The following is an 18,480-nucleotide window of genomic DNA, read 5'->3' as shown; positions in this document are numbered from 1 at the left end:
CATTTCCCTTTCAACGCGACACCAACTTTACAGGATGTGATATGCGTCTCTTACTGGCGGAAGATAATCGTGAGCTGGCTCACTGGCTGGAGAAAGCGCTGGTGCAGGAAGGCTTTGCCGTAGACTGCGTTTCTGACGGGCGCGCTGCCGATCATCTGCTGCAGGGGGAAAACTACGCGGTGGCGATACTGGACATCGGTATGCCCGGTTTTGACGGCCTGGAGGTGGTGCACCGTTTACGAAAACGCGGCCAGACCTTGCCGGTGCTGTTTCTCACCGCACGCAGCAACGTGGCGGATCGGGTGAAAGGCCTGAACGCCGGGGCGGATGATTATCTGCCAAAACCGTTTGAGCTGGAGGAGCTGGACGCCAGGCTTCGCGCCCTGCTGCGCCGAAGCGAGGGGCGAACCCAGGAACGCCAGCGTCTTGGGGAGCTGGAGTATGACGACGACGGTTTTTTCCTGCTGCGCGATGAGCCGCTCTCGCTCACCCCGCGTGAACTGTCACTGCTGAAGGTGCTAATGCATCGCCGCACCCGGCCCGTCTCCCGCCAGCAGTTGTTCGATCAGGTGTTTAGCCTGAATGACGACGTCAGCCCCGAGAGTCTCGATCTCTACATTCATCGCCTGCGCAAAAAACTGACTGGCAGCGGGGTGCGGATCACCACCCTGCGCGGGCTGGGCTATGTGCTGGAGTGCGGCGATGAAGTGGGTTAAGCCTCAGTCGCTTTATCTGCAACTGCTGCTTTTTCTCGGCCTACCGCTGCTGTTGCTGTGGGGATTGTCGGCCTTTAACAGTTACGTCAGCGCCCTGCAGGCGGCGACCCAGGCGTACGACCGCACGCTGTTATCGTCGGCGCGTACCGTCTCTGAGCGGCTGGAGGTGCACAACGGCAAGCTGCTGGTCGATGTTCCCTGGGTGGTGCTCGACAGCTTCGAGCTGAACATGAACGATCGCCTCTATTACAAGGTGGTTGACCCGGAGGGGCGGGTGATCTCCGGCTATGACGATCTGCCGAATATGCCCCGCTCCACGTCGCGCACCACGCACTATCCCGCGCTGGCCTGGTTTTATCATACTGAGTATCGCGGCCAGGCGATCCGCGTGGCGAAGCTGCTCCAGCCAATTAACGAAGACAATGTTTCCGGTATGGCGGAGATCTACGTCGCCGAAACCTTGCAGTCGCGGCGCTATCTCGCCACACAGCTCCTGTTTTCATCGCTCGTTTCGCAGGGGCTGCTGGTGCTGCTGACGCTGGTCTTAACCGCCTGGCTGCTGCGCCGCGTGCTGCGCCCGATGCGTCAGCTCTCCTCGCTGATGGTGCGCCGTGAGCCAGGGCTGCTGGCCCCGCTGCCGGAGCTGCTGCCCTGGTCAGAAACGCGGCTGCTGATCGTGGCCTTTAACCGCTATATCGACAGATTACGCGGCGTGCTTTCCCGCCAGGAGCGTTTCAACGCCGATGCTTCTCATCAGCTCAAAACGCCGCTGGCGGTGCTCAAAACCCAGGTTTCCGTTGCCCTGACGCGAAACGATCCGGCCCTGTGGCAGGAGAGTTTACGCGCCATGAACGTGACGCTGGACAACACCATCGTCCTTACTGAACGGCTGTTGCAGTTCTCCACGGTGAAGCACAAAGAGCAGGGAGAGCGCCAGTTTGCCCCGGTGGATCTGGTTCAGGTGGTGCAGAACTGCTGCTTCTCCCGGCTGGCGCAGGCGCGCAGCAAGGGGATCGATTTAGGTTATGACGGCATTCAGCAATCCGTCATGATTGAAGGTGATGAGGTGCTGCTGGGCGAACTGTGTGCCAACCTGCTGGAGAATGCGATCAAATACACCCCGCAGCAGGGCATCGTCACCGTGTCTCTGCACACGGTTAACGACGCTGTTGAGCTGAGCGTGGAGGACAGCGGACCGGGAATTGCTGAAGATCAGATTTCCCAGGCCATGCTGCCGTTTCATCGGCTGGATAATGTAGGAGATGCCACCGGGTCCGGGATTGGGCTGGCGCTGGCCAACGATATCGCCCGCCTGCACCGCAGCCATCTTCAACTGATGGCCAGTGAAAATCTGGGCGGTCTGTGCGTCAAAATGCGCTTTTTATTGATGACGTAAATGTTGATATTATCAAATCGTTACAAACTAATTGTCCGACGCACACGGAGTCCATTGATCCCATAGCCAGTCAGGTTAAAATCTCGCGGTTTTGGATATCTGTGAACAAATTGTGCGGGATCACGACAATGAAAAAAGTGGCATTAATGGGCTTAGGCCTGATGTGTGTATCGGCAGCGGCCAACGCTATTTCCTTCAACGGCTCGGCGGGCGAGGACTATACCCACCTGGGCTTTGGTCTTGGCACGGATAGCGCAGGCCTGGCGATGACCGGCGGCTGGACGCATAACGACGACGATGGCGATGCGGCAAGCCTGGGCCTCGGTTTTAACGTTCCGCTTGGTCCATTCCTGGCGACCGTCGGCGGTAAAGGCATCTATACCAACCCGAACGACGGTGACGAAGGTTACGCGGCGGCAGTGGGCGGCGGTCTGCAGTGGAAAATTGGCGACAGCTTCGGCCTGTTCGGCGAGTATTACTACTCTCCGGACTCCCTCTCCAGCGGTATCGACAGCTATAAAGAAGCTAACGCGGGTGCGCGCTGGACCATCATGCGTCCGATTACCATCGAAGCGGGCTATCGTTATCTGAACCTGGCGGGCAAAGAGGGCAACCGCGACAACGCGCTGGCTGACGGCCCGTACGTGGGCGTCAGCGCAGGCTTCTAACCCCTCCGGCGCGGCGTCCGTCGCGCCAGTTTCTCTCCTCTCCGTGCCGGTGATTGCGCTATAGTGTTTTCACCATATAAGCGGGAGAACACAATGATTAACGTGGAGATGTTATCCACCGGCGACGAAGTGCTGCATGGACAGATTATTGATACCAATGCTGCCTGGCTTGCCGATCTTTTCTTTGAGCAAGGATTACCGTTAACGCGCCGCAATACCGTAGGCGACAGTCTTGAGTCGCTGGTGACTGTTCTGCGCGAGCGTAGCGAACACTGCGACGTGCTGATTGTGAACGGTGGGCTCGGCCCCACCGGCGACGATCTCAGCGCGCTGGCTGCCGCGACCGCCAAAGGCGAAGGGCTGGTGTTGCATGAGGCGTGGCTGGCCCAGATGGAGCGTTTCTTCTCCGAACGTGGCCGCGTGATGGCCCCCAGCAACCGCAAACAGGCTGAAATCCCGGCCAGCGCCGAACTGGTCGATAACCCGGTGGGTACCGCCTGCGGTTTCGCCGTTCAACTGAACCGCTGCCTGATGTTCTTCACGCCGGGTGTCCCGTCTGAATTTAAAGTGATGGTCGAACAGCAGATCCTGCCGCGCCTTCGTCAACGTTTTACCCTGCCTGAACCGCCAGTCTGCCTGCGCCTGACCACCTTTGGCCGCTCGGAAAGCGATCTGGCGCAGAGCCTCGATCACCTGCCGCTGCCACCGGGGGTATCCATGGGCTATCGCTCTTCCATGCCGATCATTGAACTCAAGCTGACCGGGCCTGCGACGCAGAAAGCGGCGATGCTGGCGCTCTGGCCGGAAGTGCAGCGCGTGGCGGGCGAAAGTCTTATTTTCGAGGGTACGGAAGGGCTACCAGCGCAGATTGCGAAGCATCTGCAGTCGCGCCAGCTGAGCGTTACCCTGAGCGAGCAGTTTACCGGTGGCCTGCTGGCGTTGCAGTTAAACCGGGCCAGTGCCCCACTGCTGGCCAGCGAAGTGGTGCCCTTCCAGCAGGAGACGCTGGCGCAGACGGCACGCTGGGCGTCAGAACGCCGGGTGAAACATTTTGCCGGTCTGGCGCTGTTTGTTGGGGGACTGGATGAAGAGTATCTCAATTTTGCGCTCGCCACGCCGGAAGGGACCCATGCCTTAAGAGTCAAAATGGGTATCAGCCGCCACAGCCTGGCGGTGCGTCAGGAGGTCTGCGCCATGATGGCGCTGAACATGCTGCGTCGCTGGCTGGCAGGTAAGGAGGTGGCCAGCGAGCACGGCTGGATCAACGTGGTGGAATCGCTGTTCGTTGAGTAACCGGTTTGCCGGGGCGGCGGCCCCGGCGATAGCTAACCCAACGCCTTCGCCAGCAGCGTGATGGGATGTTCGCAGCGCTTGCTGGTGGACATCTCTATCTGCCACTTGCAGGTTTCGCAGTCGGTCACCACGATATCGGCGCCGCTCTCCTCAATCTGGCGGAACAGCGGCGCGCCAATCGCCTGTGATGTTTCGTAATTTTCACGCTTAAAGCCGTACGTCCCCGCAATGCCGCAGCAGCGCGAATCCAGCACCGTCAGCGCCAGCCCCGGAATTAACCGCAACAGTTCCAGCGTGTAGAGCGACCAGCCCATTTTTTCCATATGGCAGGGCGTATGGTAGACCACTTTCAGGGGTAAGTTTTTCAGCGGTAACGTCTGCCCGCTGTCCAGCTTGCGCCACAGGAAACGCGTCGCCAGCTCAATCTTTTCGCGCAGGCCGGTATTGTCCACCTCCAGCAGGTGCGGATACTCATCGCGCAGCGTGAAGGTGCAGGTCGAGGAGGTGGCCAGCACCGGAATGCCTTTATCGATGATGGCCTCGCGCAGCGACGAGACGTTGCTTCTGGCCTGTTTGCGCGCTTTATCGGTAAACCCGTTGGCGATCAGCGGCACACCGCAGCACTTCTCCTTGCTCAGCAACTGCACGCCTGTACCCATGGCGTTCAGCACTTTCAGCAGATCTTTGCCCAACTGCGGGTGGTTGTAATTCACGTAGCAGCCATGGAAGAACGCCACCTGGTCGGCATACCGCGCCTGTTCTGCCGCTACGGATTTGTACCAGCGGCGGAAGGTGCCGTGGGAATATTTAGGCAGGCTGCGGTGATGGTCGATCTTTAGCGTGGCATCCAGCAGCTGGCGCACCGGTTTCAGCGAGGTCGCGGCGTTCACCAGCGGGGCAAACGGCGTGGAGACGCTGCCCATCAGGTCGGTATGGCTAAGAATGGCATCGCGCAGCGACGGTTTTTGCGTGCTATAGCGTGCCCGGGCGCGCTGAATAATGTCGCCGATTTTCACATCCGACGGGCAGGCGACTTCACAGCGTTTGCAGTTGATGCAGTATTTCAGCGCGTCATCGTACAGCGCGCCGTCCTTCAGACGCAGGCGCTCGCCGTCCGGTCCGGCCTGTTTCGGCCCGGGATAGCGCGGGTTAACGCCGCTGACCGGGCAGACGGTGGTGCAGACCGTGCATTTGATGCAGCTTTCAAAGCGGGTGTCGTTCATTGTTCAGCCTCCGTGTGCTGGCAAATCTGCTCTGCTACATAGAGCGCCGTTATGGCGCAGACGCCGCCGCCGCAGCCCTGGGCGATAGGATCGTATCCGCCCAAAAGCGAACCGATGGCGTAGAGATTTGGAACTGGCTTTCCGGAAAGTTGCGGATGCAGCTGGTTATCCACAATCACGCCGAACTGCTGCCAGGGCTGCGGGGAAAAGAAATCGCTCTGATACCAGTCCGCGCGGGAGGCACTCTGGCGCACATCCAGCCCCATAATCGCCTCGCGAATGCCCTTCCGGCTGCTCAGCAGACCGTTGCTAAAGAAACTGCCGCTTGCCAGCACCGCGTAACGCGTGCGAAGCGGAATATCCTCGTGATTGCGGGTCCAGATTTCGCTCACCGTGCCGTCTGTCAGGGTGATTTTTTTCACCTCATCGCCCGCCATCCACACGCCACCCTGGGCCACAAACTGGCGCTGAAGCTGGGTATGCAGGCGAATGCCGGGCACGGAAGGGGGAAGCGTCGACAGCAGGCCGAGCGAGCAGGGCAGGCGATCGGAGAGCCAGCACCACAGCCGGTTATCACCTAAGCCAAAGCAGGCTGGCATAAAGAGCGCATCGCATCCCTCTGCAAGCGGTTTGAGCGCCTCATACAGCAGCGGCCATTTCTCTTCGTTATCGAGCAAACGGGCAATATTCACCGCGCGGAACTCGCTGGGATTGTCGCGCAGGAGATCCAGCTCAGGAAGGTCAATCTCTGCCGTTTCAGCGTTGACCCCCTGGCGACTGAGCGAGGCCGCCGCCAGATGGGGCTGAAAATCCAGAAAACCGCTAATACCCACCACCCGCACGCGCGTGGCCTTGAATGGGGCAACGGGGACCTCTTCCGGGCTGAGCCAGGCGGCGCGCAGCGTACCGAGCGGCGTGACGCGCGCGTGATTTTGCCTGGCGCTCCCCTGCATACGTGCGCCACAATCAGCCAGCAGAGATTCGGCTTCCAGGGCAAAGCGGTCAATGTGCTGCGCGCCGATCAGGTGATAAGGATGCTCTGCCGGCAGTTTTTCGCGGTACGTTTCGTCCAGCAGATCCAGCGAGCCCGACGAGAAGTGCAGGGCGCTCTGGCCCCGGGTGATAATGGCGCAGCGCAGTCCCTGCTTCGTGAGTTTGATGCCACAGAGCAGACCCGCCAGCCCGCCGCCGACGATCGCCGTATCAAATTTCATCGCGTTGCTCCTTCTCCAGACCGCAAAGCCCCTGGTACACCCAGCGGGTAAATTCGCTTTCACGCAGGGCATCGCCCCAGGCGACAGGCTGAATGCCTTTCCAGCGCTCGTTTAAAAAATCGCTGAGCTGATCGAGCGACTGGGTGGCGGTGGTGGTATGAAAACGCTGCAACAGCCCGGCGGCACGGCAGGCACACAGCTCCCCCTGACAGGTGCCCATCCCGACGCGGGTGCGGCGGCGGAGATCGAGCAGGCTATTCACCATCAGATTCTCCACCGCGTATTGCACTTCCCCGGCGGTAACGGCCTCGCACTCGCATACCAGACTGCGGCTCAGCCGTCCTTCGCCCAGCCACAACGGCGTTCTGTCGCCATGGCGATAGACAGCCGAACCGCGCAGGGGGGCGGGCAGGGAGAGAATTTTTTGCACTGTTTTCTCGGTGGACTGGCGCGAGCCGGGCAGGGGCTGTTCCGCGGTCACGCACGGTTCGCTATTGCCCAGCTTGCGGCAGACGGCATCCGTCGCCCATTCGGCCATCAGACGGTAGGTCATCAATTTACCCCCGGTTATGGTGATGAAGCCGTCCAGCCCGTCGCGCGCGGCGTGGTCAAGCAGCACAATGCCACGGCTGACGTTGCGTCCGCTCGGATCGTCATCGCTGGCAACAAGCGGACGCACACCCGCGTAGGCGCGCAGGATACGGGTCTGGGCCATCACCGGCGCCAGTTTTTCTCCTTCGCGCAGCAGGATGTCGACCTCTTCTGCGGTGACCCGATTGAAATCAATCTCGCTGTAGTCAATGTGGGTGGAGGTGGTCCCGATTAGCGAGATGGTATCGCCCGGTACAAGGATATCTGCGTCAGACGGTTTGCGGCAGCGGTTGATGACATGGTTATTAATGCGGTGGTCGAGGATCAGCAGCGAGCCTTTGGCCGGAAACATGCGCACAGAGAGATCGGCGTATTCCGCGATGCGTTGCCCCCAGATCCCCGCCGCGTTGACCACCACGGCGGCATAGAGCTCGTGGTGTTCGTTGTAATGCGTATCCAGGACCTGCACACCTACGATGCGATGCCCCTCACGGATAAGCCCGGTGACCTGATGGCCGGTCAGGATCCGCGCGCTATGCTCGCGGGCGTCCAGCATGTTGGCCGCCGTCAGGCGAAACGGATCCACGGTGCCGTCCGGAACTTTCACCGCCCCGGTCAATGCTGGATTAACCGAAGGCTCGATGCGGCGCGCGAGGGCAGGATCAATGGCTTGCGCCTGAATGCCTGCGGCCTGGCAGGCGGTAATGAAGGTTGACTGAAAGGCGAGATCGTCTTCGGGAAGCGTAATAAACAGACCGTCGGTGGGCTCAATGCAGTGACGGGCAATGCGCCGGAGGATCTGGTTTTCGGCGATACATTCGCGGGCCGATTCGCCGTCGGTGACGGCGTAGCGGGCGCCGCTGTGCAGCAGACCATGATTGCGTCCGGTTGCGCCTGTTGCAATATCATGGCGCTCCAGAAGCGTGACGCTCAGCCCCCTGAGCGCGCAGTCGCGGGCGATGCCTGCGCCGGTCGCGCCCCCGCCAATGATAATCACATCGCTATAGCGTGGATCGTGAATTGTCATTGCCATCCCTCAGTGTTCGTTTTGTCTCATTTAGCCACATAAAAACTGTGGTTTGTTTGATATCGAACACAAACGAGCGAAATTCGAAAGTGAAACGTGATTTAATGCGCTTTTTTGCGCATTCTGTCATATTTCTGTAACAATCTGTGCGTTGATTCACAGTAACAATCACCGTGATTTCTTAACATCCCCGCCTCTCTAGCCGGGCGCGTGATGTCCGGTCACTTTTTGAAAGGCCACGGAGGCTGTTATGCTCAGTATTTTTAAACCTGCGCCACATCGGGCGCGACTGCCAGAGGCAGAGATAGACCCTCTCTACCGCCGTCTGCGTTGGCAAATCTTCATGGGGATTTTCTTTGGCTATGCGGCGTACTATCTGGTACGTAAAAACTTCGCACTCGCCATGCCCTACCTGGTGGAACAGGGCTTCTCACGCGGCGATCTTGGTTTCGCGCTGTCGGGGATCTCTATCGCCTACGGTTTTTCGAAATTCATTATGGGGTCAGTGTCGGATCGCTCGAATCCGCGCGTGTTCCTGCCCGCTGGCCTGATCCTGGCGGCAGCGGTCATGCTGTTTATGGGCTTTGTGCCGTGGGCGACCTCCAGCATCGCCATTATGTTTGTGCTGCTGTTCCTCTGCGGCTGGTTCCAGGGGATGGGGTGGCCACCGTGCGGACGCACTATGGTGCACTGGTGGTCGCAGAAAGAGCGCGGCGGTATCGTGTCGGTCTGGAACTGCGCCCATAACGTCGGGGGCGGGCTTCCACCGCTGCTGTTCCTGCTGGGGATGGCCTGGTTCAACGACTGGCACGCGGCGCTCTATATGCCAGCCTTTGGGGCAATCCTGGTAGCGATTATCGCCTTTGCGCTGATGCGCGACACGCCGCAGTCCTGCGGTTTGCCGCCGATTGAAGAGTATAAAAACGACTATCCGGATGATTACAGCGAGAAGCACGAAGAAGAGCTGACGGCAAAGCAGATCTTCATGAAGTACGTCTTGCCGAACAAACTGCTGTGGTACATCGCGGTAGCGAACGTGTTTGTTTACCTGCTGCGTTACGGCATCCTCGACTGGTCGCCGACCTACCTGAAAGAGGTGAAGCATTTTGCGCTGGATAAATCCTCCTGGGCCTACTTCCTCTACGAGTACGCCGGGATCCCGGGGACGCTGATTTGCGGCTGGATGTCGGACAAAGTGTTTAAGGGCAACCGTGGCGCGACGGGCGTCTTCTTTATGACCCTCGTGACCATTGCCACCGTCGTCTACTGGCTCAACCCGCCGGGCAACCCGGGCGTGGACATGGCCTGTATGATCGTCATCGGCTTCCTGATTTATGGCCCTGTTATGCTGATTGGTCTGCATGCCCTGGAACTGGCACCGAAAAAAGCGGCAGGCACGGCGGCAGGCTTTACCGGTCTGTTCGGCTACCTGGGCGGTTCGGTCGCGGCGAGCGCCATCGTAGGCTATACCGTTGACTTCTTCGGCTGGGACGGCGGCTTTATGGTGATGATCGGCGGCAGCGTGCTGGCGGTATTGCTGCTGATTGTTGTGATGATCGGTGAAAAACGTCACCACGCGGACGTGCTGGCGCGTCGTCAATAAGGAGCACTGCCATGAAATTCACGCAAATAGCGGCCGGTCTGTTGCTGGCGGGCCTGATGACCGGATCCGCCCTGGCGGCGGATAAAATCGTTATTGCCCATCGCGGCGCAAGCGGCTATCTGCCGGAGCATACGCTGCCGGCGAAAGCGATGGCCTATGCGCAGGGGGCCGATTATCTGGAGCAGGATCTGGTAATGACAAAGGACGACCAGCTGGTCGTCCTGCATGACCACTATCTTGACCGGGTGACCGATGTGGCGGAACGTTTCCCGGACCGCGCCCGTAAAGATGGCCGTTTTTATGCCATCGACTTCACCCTGGATGAAATCCGCTCTCTGAAGTTTACCGAGGGCTTCGAGATTGAAAACGGCAAGAAGGTGCAGGTTTATCCGGGACGTTTCCCGATGGGCAAATCTGAGTTCCGCATCCATACCTTCCAGGAAGAGATTGAGTTTGTTCAGGGGCTGAACCACTCGACGGGCAAAAATATCGGTATCTATCCGGAAATTAAAGCCCCGTGGTTCCATCACCAGGAAGGGAAGGATATCGCCGCGAAAACGCTGGAGGTGCTGAAGCAGTACGGCTACACCAGCAAGAAGGACAAAGTCTGGCTCCAGTGTTTTGACGCCGCGGAACTGAAGCGCATCAAAACCGAGCTGGAGCCAAAGATGGGGATGGATCTCAATCTGGTTCAGCTGATCGCCTATACCGACTGGAATGAAACCCAGGAGAAGCAGGCAGACGGCAAGTGGGTAAATTACAACTACGACTGGATGTTCAAACCGGGTGCGATGAAGCAGATCGCGCAGTACGCCGACGGGATCGGACCCGATTACCACATGCTGGTGGCGGAAGGTTCAACCCCGGGTCACGTGAAGCTAACGGCGATGGTGAAAGAGGCGCATGCCAGCAAGATGCAGGTGCATCCGTATACGGTGCGTGCTGACCAGTTGCCGCCGTACGCCACAGACGTGAATCAGCTTTACGAGGTGTTATATAAGCAGGCGGACGTGGACGGTTTGTTTACGGACTTCCCGGATAAAGCGGTGAGCTTTTTGAAGGATAAAGGCTGAAATTGCCGGGTGGTGGCTGCGCCTTACCCGGCCTATGGACTGCGGTTTTGTAGGCCGGGTAAGCGAAGCGCCACCCGGCACAATCACATCTCGATCTCTATATCCCCTTTCGCCCGGCAGCAGCAGGGCAAAATTTCACCGTCGTTGATGAAGGCCAGTGGTTCAGTTATCCAGTCAACCTGACCGGTCACCAGACGACAGCGGCAGGAGCCGCAATAGCCTTCGCGGCACTGGTATTCAACGGCAATCTGGTGGGATTCCAGCGCAATAAGCAGGGAGGGGTGCTCTTCCTGGCACAGAAGCTCTGTGCCAGAAAGACGAAGCGTTACGCGGCTCATCAGAGCTGGAAGTCGCTCAAATCGTCGGTGTTGACTTCGGAGTCAATCTGACCGACCAGGTAGGAGCTCACTTCCACCTCCTGCGGCGCCACCTGCACGTTGTCAGAGACCAGCCAGGTGTTGATCCACGGGATCGGGTTGGAGCGGGTCTGGAACGGCAGATCCAGGCCGACCGCCTGCATGCGGATGTTGGTGATGTACTCGACGTACTGGCAGAGAATATCTTTGTTCAGGCCGATCATGGAGCCGCCCTGGAACAGATACTCCGCCCACTCTTTCTCCTGCTGTGCCGCCTGGACAAACAGGTCATAGCTCTCCTGCTTGCACTCTTCCGCAATCTCGGCCATCTCCGGATCGTCCACGCCGCTGCGCAGCAGGTTCAGCATATGCTGGGTACCGGTCAAGTGCAGGGCTTCATCGCGGGCGATGAGGCGAATGATTTTGGCGTTGCCTTCCATCAGCTCGCGTTCCGCAAAGGCGAAGGAGCAGGCGAAGCTGACGTAGAAGCGGATCGCTTCCAGCGCGTTCACGCTCATCAGGCACAGGTAGAGCTTCTTCTTCAGCTCGCGCAGGCTCACGGTGACGGTTTTGCCGTTTACGGTGTGGGTGCCTTCACCCAGCAGGTGCCAGTAGCTGGTCATCTCGATCAGATCGTCGTAGAAGTGGGAGATGCCTTCCGCACGCTTCAGGATCTGTTCGTTGGTGACGATATCATCGAAGACAATCGCCGGATCGTTGACGATGTTACGGATGATGTGGGTATAGGAGCGGGAGTGGATCGTCTCGGAGAACGCCCACGTCTCGACCCAGGTCTCCAGCTCCGGGATGGAGATCAGCGGCAGCAATGCCACGTTCGGGCTGCGCCCCTGGATGGAGTCCAGCAGCGTCTGATACTTCAGGTTGCTGAGGAAAATGTGCTTTTCGTGTTCCGGCAGCGCCTGGAAATCGATGCGGTCGCGTGAAACGTCAACTTCTTCCGGACGCCAGAAGAAAGAGAGTTGCTTTTCAATCAGCTTTTCGAAGATGTCATATTTTTGCTGATCGTAGCGCGCCACGTTGACCGGCTGGCCGAAGAACATCGGCTCTTTGAGCTGGTCGTTTTTCGTCTGTGAAAAGGTGGTGTATGCCATGAGTGTGTCCTGTGAGAGATTTTGTAGATCGGGCAAACAAAATCGTAGGCCGGGTAAGCGTAGCGCCACCCGGCATTTACATTAAATCTTACATGCGCCGCTTTCGCAGCCATCATCCTGAATGGACGGGGCCAGATCGTCCTGCGCATCTTCCGCACCGTCGCGGGTGTTTTGATAGTACAGGGTCTTCACGCCAAATTTGTAGGCGGTGAGCAGGTCTTTCAGCAGCTGCTGCATCGGCACTTTTCCGGACGGGAAGCGTGACGGATCGTAGTTGGTGTTGGCAGAGATCGACTGATCGATAAATTTCTGCATAATCCCCACCAGTTGCAGGTAGCCGTCGTTATTTGGCATCTCCCACAGCAGCTCGTAGTTGTTTTTCAGCAGCTCATAATCCGGTACCACCTGGCGCAGGATCCCATCTTTCGACGCTTTGATGCTGACATGACCGCGCGGCGGCTCAATACCGTTGGTGGCGTTAGAGATCTGCGAGGAGGTCTCGGACGGCATCAGGGCAGAGAGCGTGGAGTTACGCAGGCCGTGGGTCTTGATGGATTCGCGCAGGCCTTCCCAGTCAAGATGCAGCGGCTCGTTGGCGATCGCATCCAGGTCTTTCTTATAGGTATCGATCGGCAAAATGCCTTTGGAATAGGTGGTTTCATTGAACCACGGGCAGGCGCCTTGCTCTTTCGCCAGCTCGTTCGAGGCTTTCAGCAGGTAGTACTGAATGGCTTCGAAGGTCTGGTGCGTCAGGTTATTAGCGCTGCCGTCGGAGTAGCGTTTGCCGTTTTTCGCCAGCCAGTAAGCATAGTTAATGACGCCAATACCCAGGGTACGACGACCCATTGCACCGCGTTTTGCCGCCGGGATTGGGTAATCCTGGTAATCCAGCAGCGCATCCAGGGCGCGAACCGCCAGCACCGCCAGCTCTTCCAGTTCGTCCAGGCTATTGATGGCGCCCAGGTTGAACGCGGAGAGCGTGCACAGGGCGATTTCGCCGTTTTCGTCGTTCACATCTTCCAGCGGTTTGGTCGGCAGGGCGATCTCCAGACACAGGTTGGACTGGCGCACTGGCGCAACGACCGGATCGAACGGGCTGTGGGTGTTGCAGTGATCGACGTTCTGAATGTAGATACGGCCGGTAGAGGCACGTTCCTGCATCATCAGGGAGAACAGTTCAACCGCTTTCACACGCTGTTTACGGATGCTGTCGTCTTTTTCATATTTGCTGTACAGACGCTCGAACTCATCCTGATCGGCAAAGAAGGCATCATACAGGCCCGGAACATCGGACGGGCTGAAGAGAGTAATATCTTCACCTTTCAGCAGACGGGTATACATCAGCTTGTTGATCTGTACGCCGTAGTCCATGTGACGCACGCGGTTGCCTTCCACGCCACGGTTGTTTTTCAGCACCAGCAGGCTTTCTACTTCCAGGTGCCACATTGGATAGAAGAGGGTAGCTGCACCGCCACGCACGCCGCCCTGAGAGCAGGATTTCACCGCGGTCTGGAAGTGTTTGTAGAACGGGATACAGCCGGTGTGGAACGCTTCACCGCCACGAATTGGGCTGCCCAGGGCACGAATGCGACCGGCGTTGATGCCGATACCGGCACGCTGGGAAACGTATTTCACAATGGCGCTGGAGGTCGCGTTGATGGAATCCAGGCTGTCGCCGCACTCGATCAGCACGCAGGAGCTGAACTGGCGGGTTGGGGTGCGAACGCCGGACATGATTGGCGTTGGCAGAGAAATCTTGAACGTGGAAACCGCATCGTAGAAACGCTTCACGTATTCCAGACGGGTTTCACGCGGGTAGTTCGAGAACAGGCAGGCCGCCACCAGAATGTAGAGGAACTGAGCGCTTTCGTAGATCTCGCCGGTCACGCGGTTCTGGACCAGGTATTTCCCTTCCAGCTGTTTCACCGCGGCGTAGGAGAAGTTCATATCACGCCAGTGATCGATGAACCCGTCCATCTGCTTGAACTCTTCTTCCGTGTAGTCTTCCAGCAGATGCGTGTCGTACTTGCCAAGCTCGACCATCTTCACGACATGATCGAACAGCGCTGGCGGCTCAAACTGACCGTAGGCTTTTTTACGCAGGTGGAAAATCGCCAGACGGGCAGCGAGGTACTGATAATCCGGCGCGTCGCGGGAGATGAGATCCGCCGCGGCTTTGATAATGGTTTCGTGGATATCAGACGTTTTGATGCCGTCATAGAACTGGATATGGGAGCGCAGTTCAACCTGGGAGATCGATACGTTATTCAGTCCTTCTGCTGCCCAGTCGAGAACTCGATGGATTTTGTCCAGATTGATACGCTCGGTGGTACCGTCGCGCTTTGTCACCAGCAGACTCTGATTCATGTGGGTTTTTACCTGTCCGTGAAAATGAAAATATCCCCCGCTTATCCACAGCCTTCTGTGGATAAATACTACATATAGGGGTTTTACAATAAGGATAACGCAAGATGGTGAGTATTCTAGTAAGGATTCTTTTGAGTACAAGAGTTGATTTTGAGGTTAAATTGAGGTTGTTAAAGCGTAAAAAAGCGTAAGTCCTCGTACCGTAAGGCCTGGAAGACATGTCAATATTCCAGAAAAAAAAATGAAAATTTGATCGACTGCTGATTTCTTCAACGGGCTGTCAAAAATGCGCAACAAACTGCTGCGCATTCGTCAGAAAAAGAGTAATTACTCTTGCTCTTTTTTGGCGGTGGTATGGAGCATGTAGTTAACGTCCACGCCTGGCGCCAGTTTGAATTTGTCGGTCAGGGGATTGTAGTGCAGGCCGGTCATATGCTGTTCTTTAAGCCAGGTGTTGTCGACCCAGCTCAGTAATTCTGCCGGCTTGATGAATTTTTTCACATCGTGCGTGCCTTTTGGCACCATTCGCAGCACGTACTCTGCGCCAACCACCGCCATCAGCCAGGCCTTGCCGTTGCGGTTGATGGTGGAGAAGAACACCTGACCGCCCGGCTTCACCAGCGCGGCACAGGCTTTCACCACCGATTGCGGATCGGGAACATGCTCCAGCATCTCCATGCAGGTGACGATGTCGTACTGGTGGGCGTGCTCCGCCGCATGGGCTTCAACCGTTTCCTGCACGTACTCCACCTGGATACCGCTCTCCAGCGCGTGCAGACGTGCTACCTGCAGTGGCTCGAAGCCCATATCCAGCCCGGTCACCGTGGCGCCTTCGCGCGCCATGCTCTCGGCCAGGATGCCGCCGCCGCACCCCACATCAAGCACTTTTTTACCGAACAGGCCGCCGGAACGCTCCGCGATATAGCCCAGGCGCAGAGGGTTAATGCGGTGCAGCGGTTTGAACTCACCTTCAAGATCCCACCAGCGCGAGGCCACGGCTTCAAATTTGGCGATCTCTTCGTGGTCGACGTTGTCAGCCATCGGGGATTTTTCCGCATTCATGGACGCTTTTACTCCGTAATTTAAAGACGAGGAAGTATATCAGGATAACAAAGCAAATTAGTTTAAACCTAAGCGGGTGTGTTATAATTTCCGACCTTTGAATCCGGGATACAGTAGAGGGATAGCGGTTAGATGAGCGACCTTGCGAGAGAAATTACACCGGTTAACATCGAGGAAGAGCTGAAGAGCTCCTATCTGGATTATGCGATGTCGGTCATTGTTGGCCGTGCGCTGCCGGATGTCCGCGATGGACTTAAGCCGGTACACCGTCGCGTACTATACGCCATGAACGTATTGGGCAATGACTGGAATAAAGCGTACAAAAAATCTGCCCGTGTCGTTGGTGACGTAATCGGTAAATACCATCCTCATGGTGATTCCGCGGTGTACGACACTATCGTCCGTATGGCGCAGCCGTTCTCGCTGCGTTACATGCTGGTTGATGGTCAGGGTAACTTCGGTTCTATCGACGGCGACTCCGCTGCGGCAATGCGTTATACGGAAATCCGCCTGGCGAAGATTGCCCATGAGCTGATGGCCGATCTGGAAAAAGAGACGGTAGATTTTGTCGACAACTATGACGGCACGGAAAAAATTCCTGACGTTATGCCGACGAAGATCCCTAACCTGCTGGTAAACGGTTCGTCCGGTATCGCCGTAGGTATGGCGACCAACATTCCGCCGCACAACATCACCGAAGTGATTAACGGCTGCCTGGCCTATATCGAGGATGAAGAGATCAGCATTGAAGGGCTGATGGAACACATCCCGGGCCCGGACTTCCCGACCGCCGCCATCATTAATGGCCGTCGCGGTATCGAAGAGGCCTACCGTACCGGTCGCGGCAAGATCTATATTCGTGCCCGCGCCGAAGTCGAAGCGGATGCCAAATCTGGCCGTGAGACCATTATCGTCCACGAAATTCCGTATCAGGTGAACAAAGCGCGCCTGATCGAGAAGATTGCCGAGCTGGTTAAAGAGAAACGTATTGAAGGTATCAGCGCGCTGCGTGATGAGTCTGACAAAGACGGCATGCGTATCGTGATTGAAATCAAACGTGACGCGGTAGGGGAAGTGGTGCTTAACAACCTCTATTCCCTGACTCAGCTTCAGGTCTCCTTCGGTATTAACATGGTGGCACTGCACCATGGTCAGCCGAAGATCATGAACCTGAAAGACATTCTGAGCGCGTTCGTGCGTCACCGCCGTGAAGTGGTGACCCGTCGGACTATTTTCGAACTGCGTAAAGCCCGCGATCGTGCGCACATCCTTGAAGCGCTGGCGGTGGCCCTGGCAAACATCGATCCGATCATCGAACTGATCCGTCGTGCGCCAACCCCTGCCGAAGCGAAAGCGGGCCTGATCGCCCAGCCGTGGGATCTGGGCAACGTCTCTGCGATGCTGGAACGTGCCGGTGACGATGCCGCGCGTCCTGAGTGGCTGGAGCCGCAGTACGGTATTCGCGAGGGCAAATACTGGCTGACCGAACAGCAGGCCCAGGCGATTCTGGATCTGCGTCTGCAGAAACTGACCGGCCTTGAGCATGAAAAACTGCTCGACGAGTACAAAGAGCTGCTGGAGCAGATCGCTGAGCTGCTGCATATCCTCGGCAGCGCCGATCGTCTGATGGAGGTGATCCGCGAGGAGCTGGAGCTGATCCGCGATCAGTTCGGCGACGAGCGTCGCACGGAAATTACCGCCAACTCCGCGGATATCAACATCGAAGACCTGATCAACCAGGAAGACGTTGTGGTTACCCTGTCTCACCAGGGCTACGTGAAGTACCAGCCGTTAACCGACTATGAAGCACAGCGTCGTGGCGGTAAGGGCAAATCAGCGGCACGTATTAAAGAAGAAGACTTTATCGACCGCCTGCTGGTGGCCAACACCCATGACACCATCCTCTGCTTCTCCAGCCGGGGCCGTCTGTACTGGATGAAGGTTTATCAGCTGCCGGAAGCGAGCCGTGGCGCCCGTGGACGTCCAATTGTCAACCTGCTGCCGCTGGAACAAAACGAACGTATTACGGCGATCCTGCCGGTTCGCGAGTACGCTGAAGGGGTGAACGTCTTTATGGCGACCGCCAGCGGTACGGTGAAGAAAACCGCCCTGACCGAGTTCAGCCGCCCACGTTCTGCCGGCATTATCGCCGTCAACCTGAACGAAGGCGATGAACTGATTGGCGTGGATCTGACCTCCGGCTCCGATGAAGTGATGCTCTTCTCTGCCGCCGGTAAAGTGGTGCGCTTCAAAGAGAACGCGGTGCGCGCCATGGGCCGTACGGCGACCGGTGTCCGCGGGATCAAACTGGCGGGCGAAGACAGCGTGGTCTCCCTGATTGTTCCACGTGGCGAAGGCGCAATCCTCACCGTCACCCAGAATGGTTACGGTAAGCGTACTGCCCAGGACGAATATCCAACCAAGTCCCGTGGCACGCAGGGCGTTATCTCGATTAAAGTCACCGAGCGCAACGGTTCCGTTGTGGGCGCGGTACAGGTCGATGATGCCGACCAGATCATGATGATTACCGATGCCGGTACGCTGGTGCGTACCCGTGTGTCGGAAATCAGCGTGGTCGGGCGTAACACCCAGGGTGTGATCCTCATCCGTACTGCGGAAGATGAAAACGTGGTGGGTCTGCAGCGTGTTGCTGAGCCAGTGGATGACGAAGAGCTCGATTCAATCGACGGTAGCGTGGCAGAAGGTGACGATGAAATCGCGCCGGAAGCGGAAATCGACGATGATGCGGCAGATGATGCCGAAGAGTAATCTCTTCTGA

The 18,480-nt window shown here is 57.6% G+C and carries 14 protein-coding genes; 7 read left to right on the top strand and 7 right to left on the bottom strand.

The features are described from left to right. Window positions 1-41: 41 nt before the first annotated feature. The 4 genes from tctD (at window position 42) to GNG29_RS15660 (ending at window position 4,073) form a co-directional block, all read left to right on the top strand. Window positions 42-716: a transcriptional regulator TctD gene (gene tctD, locus GNG29_RS15675; protein ID WP_103180432.1), complete on the top strand. Its 675-nt coding sequence runs from the start codon at window positions 42-44 to the stop codon at window positions 714-716. Then, complete coding sequence (locus GNG29_RS15670; RefSeq protein WP_103180430.1) at window positions 703-2,112, top strand: sensor histidine kinase; 1,410 nt, start codon at window positions 703-705, stop codon at window positions 2,110-2,112. Before tctD ends, GNG29_RS15670 begins: the two co-directional genes overlap by 14 nt. A 128-nt stretch (window positions 2,113-2,240) precedes the next feature. Beyond that, on the top strand, window positions 2,241-2,780 hold the full coding sequence (locus GNG29_RS15665; RefSeq protein WP_103180429.1) for a YfaZ family outer membrane protein: 540 nt from the start codon (window positions 2,241-2,243) through the stop codon (window positions 2,778-2,780). A 93-nt stretch (window positions 2,781-2,873) separates the two neighbouring features. Then, complete coding sequence (locus GNG29_RS15660; RefSeq protein WP_103180427.1) at window positions 2,874-4,073, top strand: nicotinamide mononucleotide deamidase-related protein YfaY; 1,200 nt, start codon at window positions 2,874-2,876, stop codon at window positions 4,071-4,073. Between the two features lie 32 nt (window positions 4,074-4,105). On the opposite strand, the gene glpC is transcribed toward GNG29_RS15660, so the two are convergent. From glpC to glpA, 3 genes are read right to left on the bottom strand one after another with little or no spacing between them, the layout of a single operon-like run. Next, window positions 4,106-5,296, bottom strand: a complete 1,191-nt coding sequence (glpC, locus tag GNG29_RS15655; RefSeq protein WP_156654943.1) for an anaerobic glycerol-3-phosphate dehydrogenase subunit GlpC — start codon at window positions 5,294-5,296, stop codon at window positions 4,106-4,108. Then, complete coding sequence (gene glpB / locus GNG29_RS15650; RefSeq protein WP_156654941.1) at window positions 5,293-6,510, bottom strand: glycerol-3-phosphate dehydrogenase subunit GlpB; 1,218 nt, start codon at window positions 6,508-6,510, stop codon at window positions 5,293-5,295. The genes glpC and glpB overlap by 4 nt, the downstream gene beginning before the upstream one ends. Further along, on the bottom strand, window positions 6,500-8,128 hold the full coding sequence (gene glpA / locus GNG29_RS15645) for an anaerobic glycerol-3-phosphate dehydrogenase subunit A (protein WP_156654939.1): 1,629 nt from the start codon (window positions 8,126-8,128) through the stop codon (window positions 6,500-6,502). The genes glpB and glpA overlap by 11 nt, the downstream gene beginning before the upstream one ends. 250 nt (window positions 8,129-8,378) lie before the next feature. Between glpA and glpT the strand changes: the two genes are divergently transcribed. Beyond that, entirely contained in the window at window positions 8,379-9,731 is a 1,353-nt protein-coding gene (gene glpT, locus GNG29_RS15640; protein WP_156654937.1) for a glycerol-3-phosphate transporter, read from the top strand. A gap of 11 nt (window positions 9,732-9,742) precedes the next feature. Further along, window positions 9,743-10,804: a glycerophosphodiester phosphodiesterase gene (gene glpQ / locus GNG29_RS15635; protein ID WP_103180418.1), complete on the top strand. Its 1,062-nt coding sequence runs from the start codon at window positions 9,743-9,745 to the stop codon at window positions 10,802-10,804. An 83-nt stretch (window positions 10,805-10,887) separates the two neighbouring features. Here the strand turns inward: glpQ and yfaE are convergent, their stop codons facing one another. From yfaE to ubiG, 4 genes are all read right to left on the bottom strand, one after another. Next, window positions 10,888-11,142, bottom strand: coding sequence for a class I ribonucleotide reductase maintenance protein YfaE (gene yfaE, locus GNG29_RS15630; RefSeq protein ID WP_103180417.1), 255 nt, complete (start codon window positions 11,140-11,142; stop codon window positions 10,888-10,890). Next, window positions 11,142-12,272 carry a class Ia ribonucleoside-diphosphate reductase subunit beta gene (gene nrdB, locus GNG29_RS15625; RefSeq protein WP_103180415.1) on the bottom strand — a complete coding sequence of 377 codons (1,131 nt, stop codon included), beginning with the start codon at window positions 12,270-12,272 and terminating at the stop codon, window positions 11,142-11,144. Before nrdB ends, yfaE begins: the two co-directional genes overlap by 1 nt. 81 nt (window positions 12,273-12,353) lie before the next feature. After that, window positions 12,354-14,639 carry a class 1a ribonucleoside-diphosphate reductase subunit alpha gene (nrdA, locus tag GNG29_RS15620; protein WP_103180414.1) on the bottom strand — a complete coding sequence of 762 codons (2,286 nt, stop codon included), beginning with the start codon at window positions 14,637-14,639 and terminating at the stop codon, window positions 12,354-12,356. Between the two features lie 327 nt (window positions 14,640-14,966). After that, a complete protein-coding gene (gene ubiG / locus GNG29_RS15615) occupies window positions 14,967-15,701 on the bottom strand; it encodes a bifunctional 2-polyprenyl-6-hydroxyphenol methylase/3-demethylubiquinol 3-O-methyltransferase UbiG (protein WP_156654935.1) in 735 nt (244 codons plus the stop codon). A gap of 132 nt (window positions 15,702-15,833) precedes the next feature. On the opposite strand from ubiG, the gene gyrA reads away from it, so the two are divergent. Then, a complete protein-coding gene (gene gyrA, locus GNG29_RS15610) occupies window positions 15,834-18,470 on the top strand; it encodes a DNA topoisomerase (ATP-hydrolyzing) subunit A (protein ID WP_103180409.1) in 2,637 nt (878 codons plus the stop codon). The last annotated feature ends 10 nt before the right edge of the window (window positions 18,471-18,480 follow it).

This window comes from Leclercia sp. Colony189, from assembly GCF_009740165.1.
In the GTDB taxonomy this organism is placed as follows: domain Bacteria; phylum Pseudomonadota; class Gammaproteobacteria; order Enterobacterales; family Enterobacteriaceae; genus Enterobacter.
Note: the sequence above shows the minus strand (reverse complement) of the source record. Positions and strands in the feature narration are given on the sequence as shown.

Coding starts and splice junctions, on each gene's coding strand:
- tctD (WP_103180432.1), top strand. CDS start 42: ATGCGTCTCTTACTGGCGGAAGATAATCGTGAGCTGGCTCACTGGCTG.
- GNG29_RS15670 (WP_103180430.1), top strand. CDS start 703: ATGAAGTGGGTTAAGCCTCAGTCGCTTTATCTGCAACTGCTGCTTTTT.
- GNG29_RS15665 (WP_103180429.1), top strand. CDS start 2,241: ATGAAAAAAGTGGCATTAATGGGCTTAGGCCTGATGTGTGTATCGGCA.
- GNG29_RS15660 (WP_103180427.1), top strand. CDS start 2,874: ATGATTAACGTGGAGATGTTATCCACCGGCGACGAAGTGCTGCATGGA.
- glpC (WP_156654943.1), bottom strand. CDS start 5,296: ATGAACGACACCCGCTTTGAAAGCTGCATCAAATGCACGGTCTGCACC.
- glpB (WP_156654941.1), bottom strand. CDS start 6,510: ATGAAATTTGATACGGCGATCGTCGGCGGCGGGCTGGCGGGTCTGCTC.
- glpA (WP_156654939.1), bottom strand. CDS start 8,128: ATGACAATTCACGATCCACGCTATAGCGATGTGATTATCATTGGCGGG.
- glpT (WP_156654937.1), top strand. CDS start 8,379: ATGCTCAGTATTTTTAAACCTGCGCCACATCGGGCGCGACTGCCAGAG.
- glpQ (WP_103180418.1), top strand. CDS start 9,743: ATGAAATTCACGCAAATAGCGGCCGGTCTGTTGCTGGCGGGCCTGATG.
- yfaE (WP_103180417.1), bottom strand. CDS start 11,142: ATGAGCCGCGTAACGCTTCGTCTTTCTGGCACAGAGCTTCTGTGCCAG.
- nrdB (WP_103180415.1), bottom strand. CDS start 12,272: ATGGCATACACCACCTTTTCACAGACGAAAAACGACCAGCTCAAAGAG.
- nrdA (WP_103180414.1), bottom strand. CDS start 14,639: ATGAATCAGAGTCTGCTGGTGACAAAGCGCGACGGTACCACCGAGCGT.
- ubiG (WP_156654935.1), bottom strand. CDS start 15,701: ATGAATGCGGAAAAATCCCCGATGGCTGACAACGTCGACCACGAAGAG.
- gyrA (WP_103180409.1), top strand. CDS start 15,834: ATGAGCGACCTTGCGAGAGAAATTACACCGGTTAACATCGAGGAAGAG.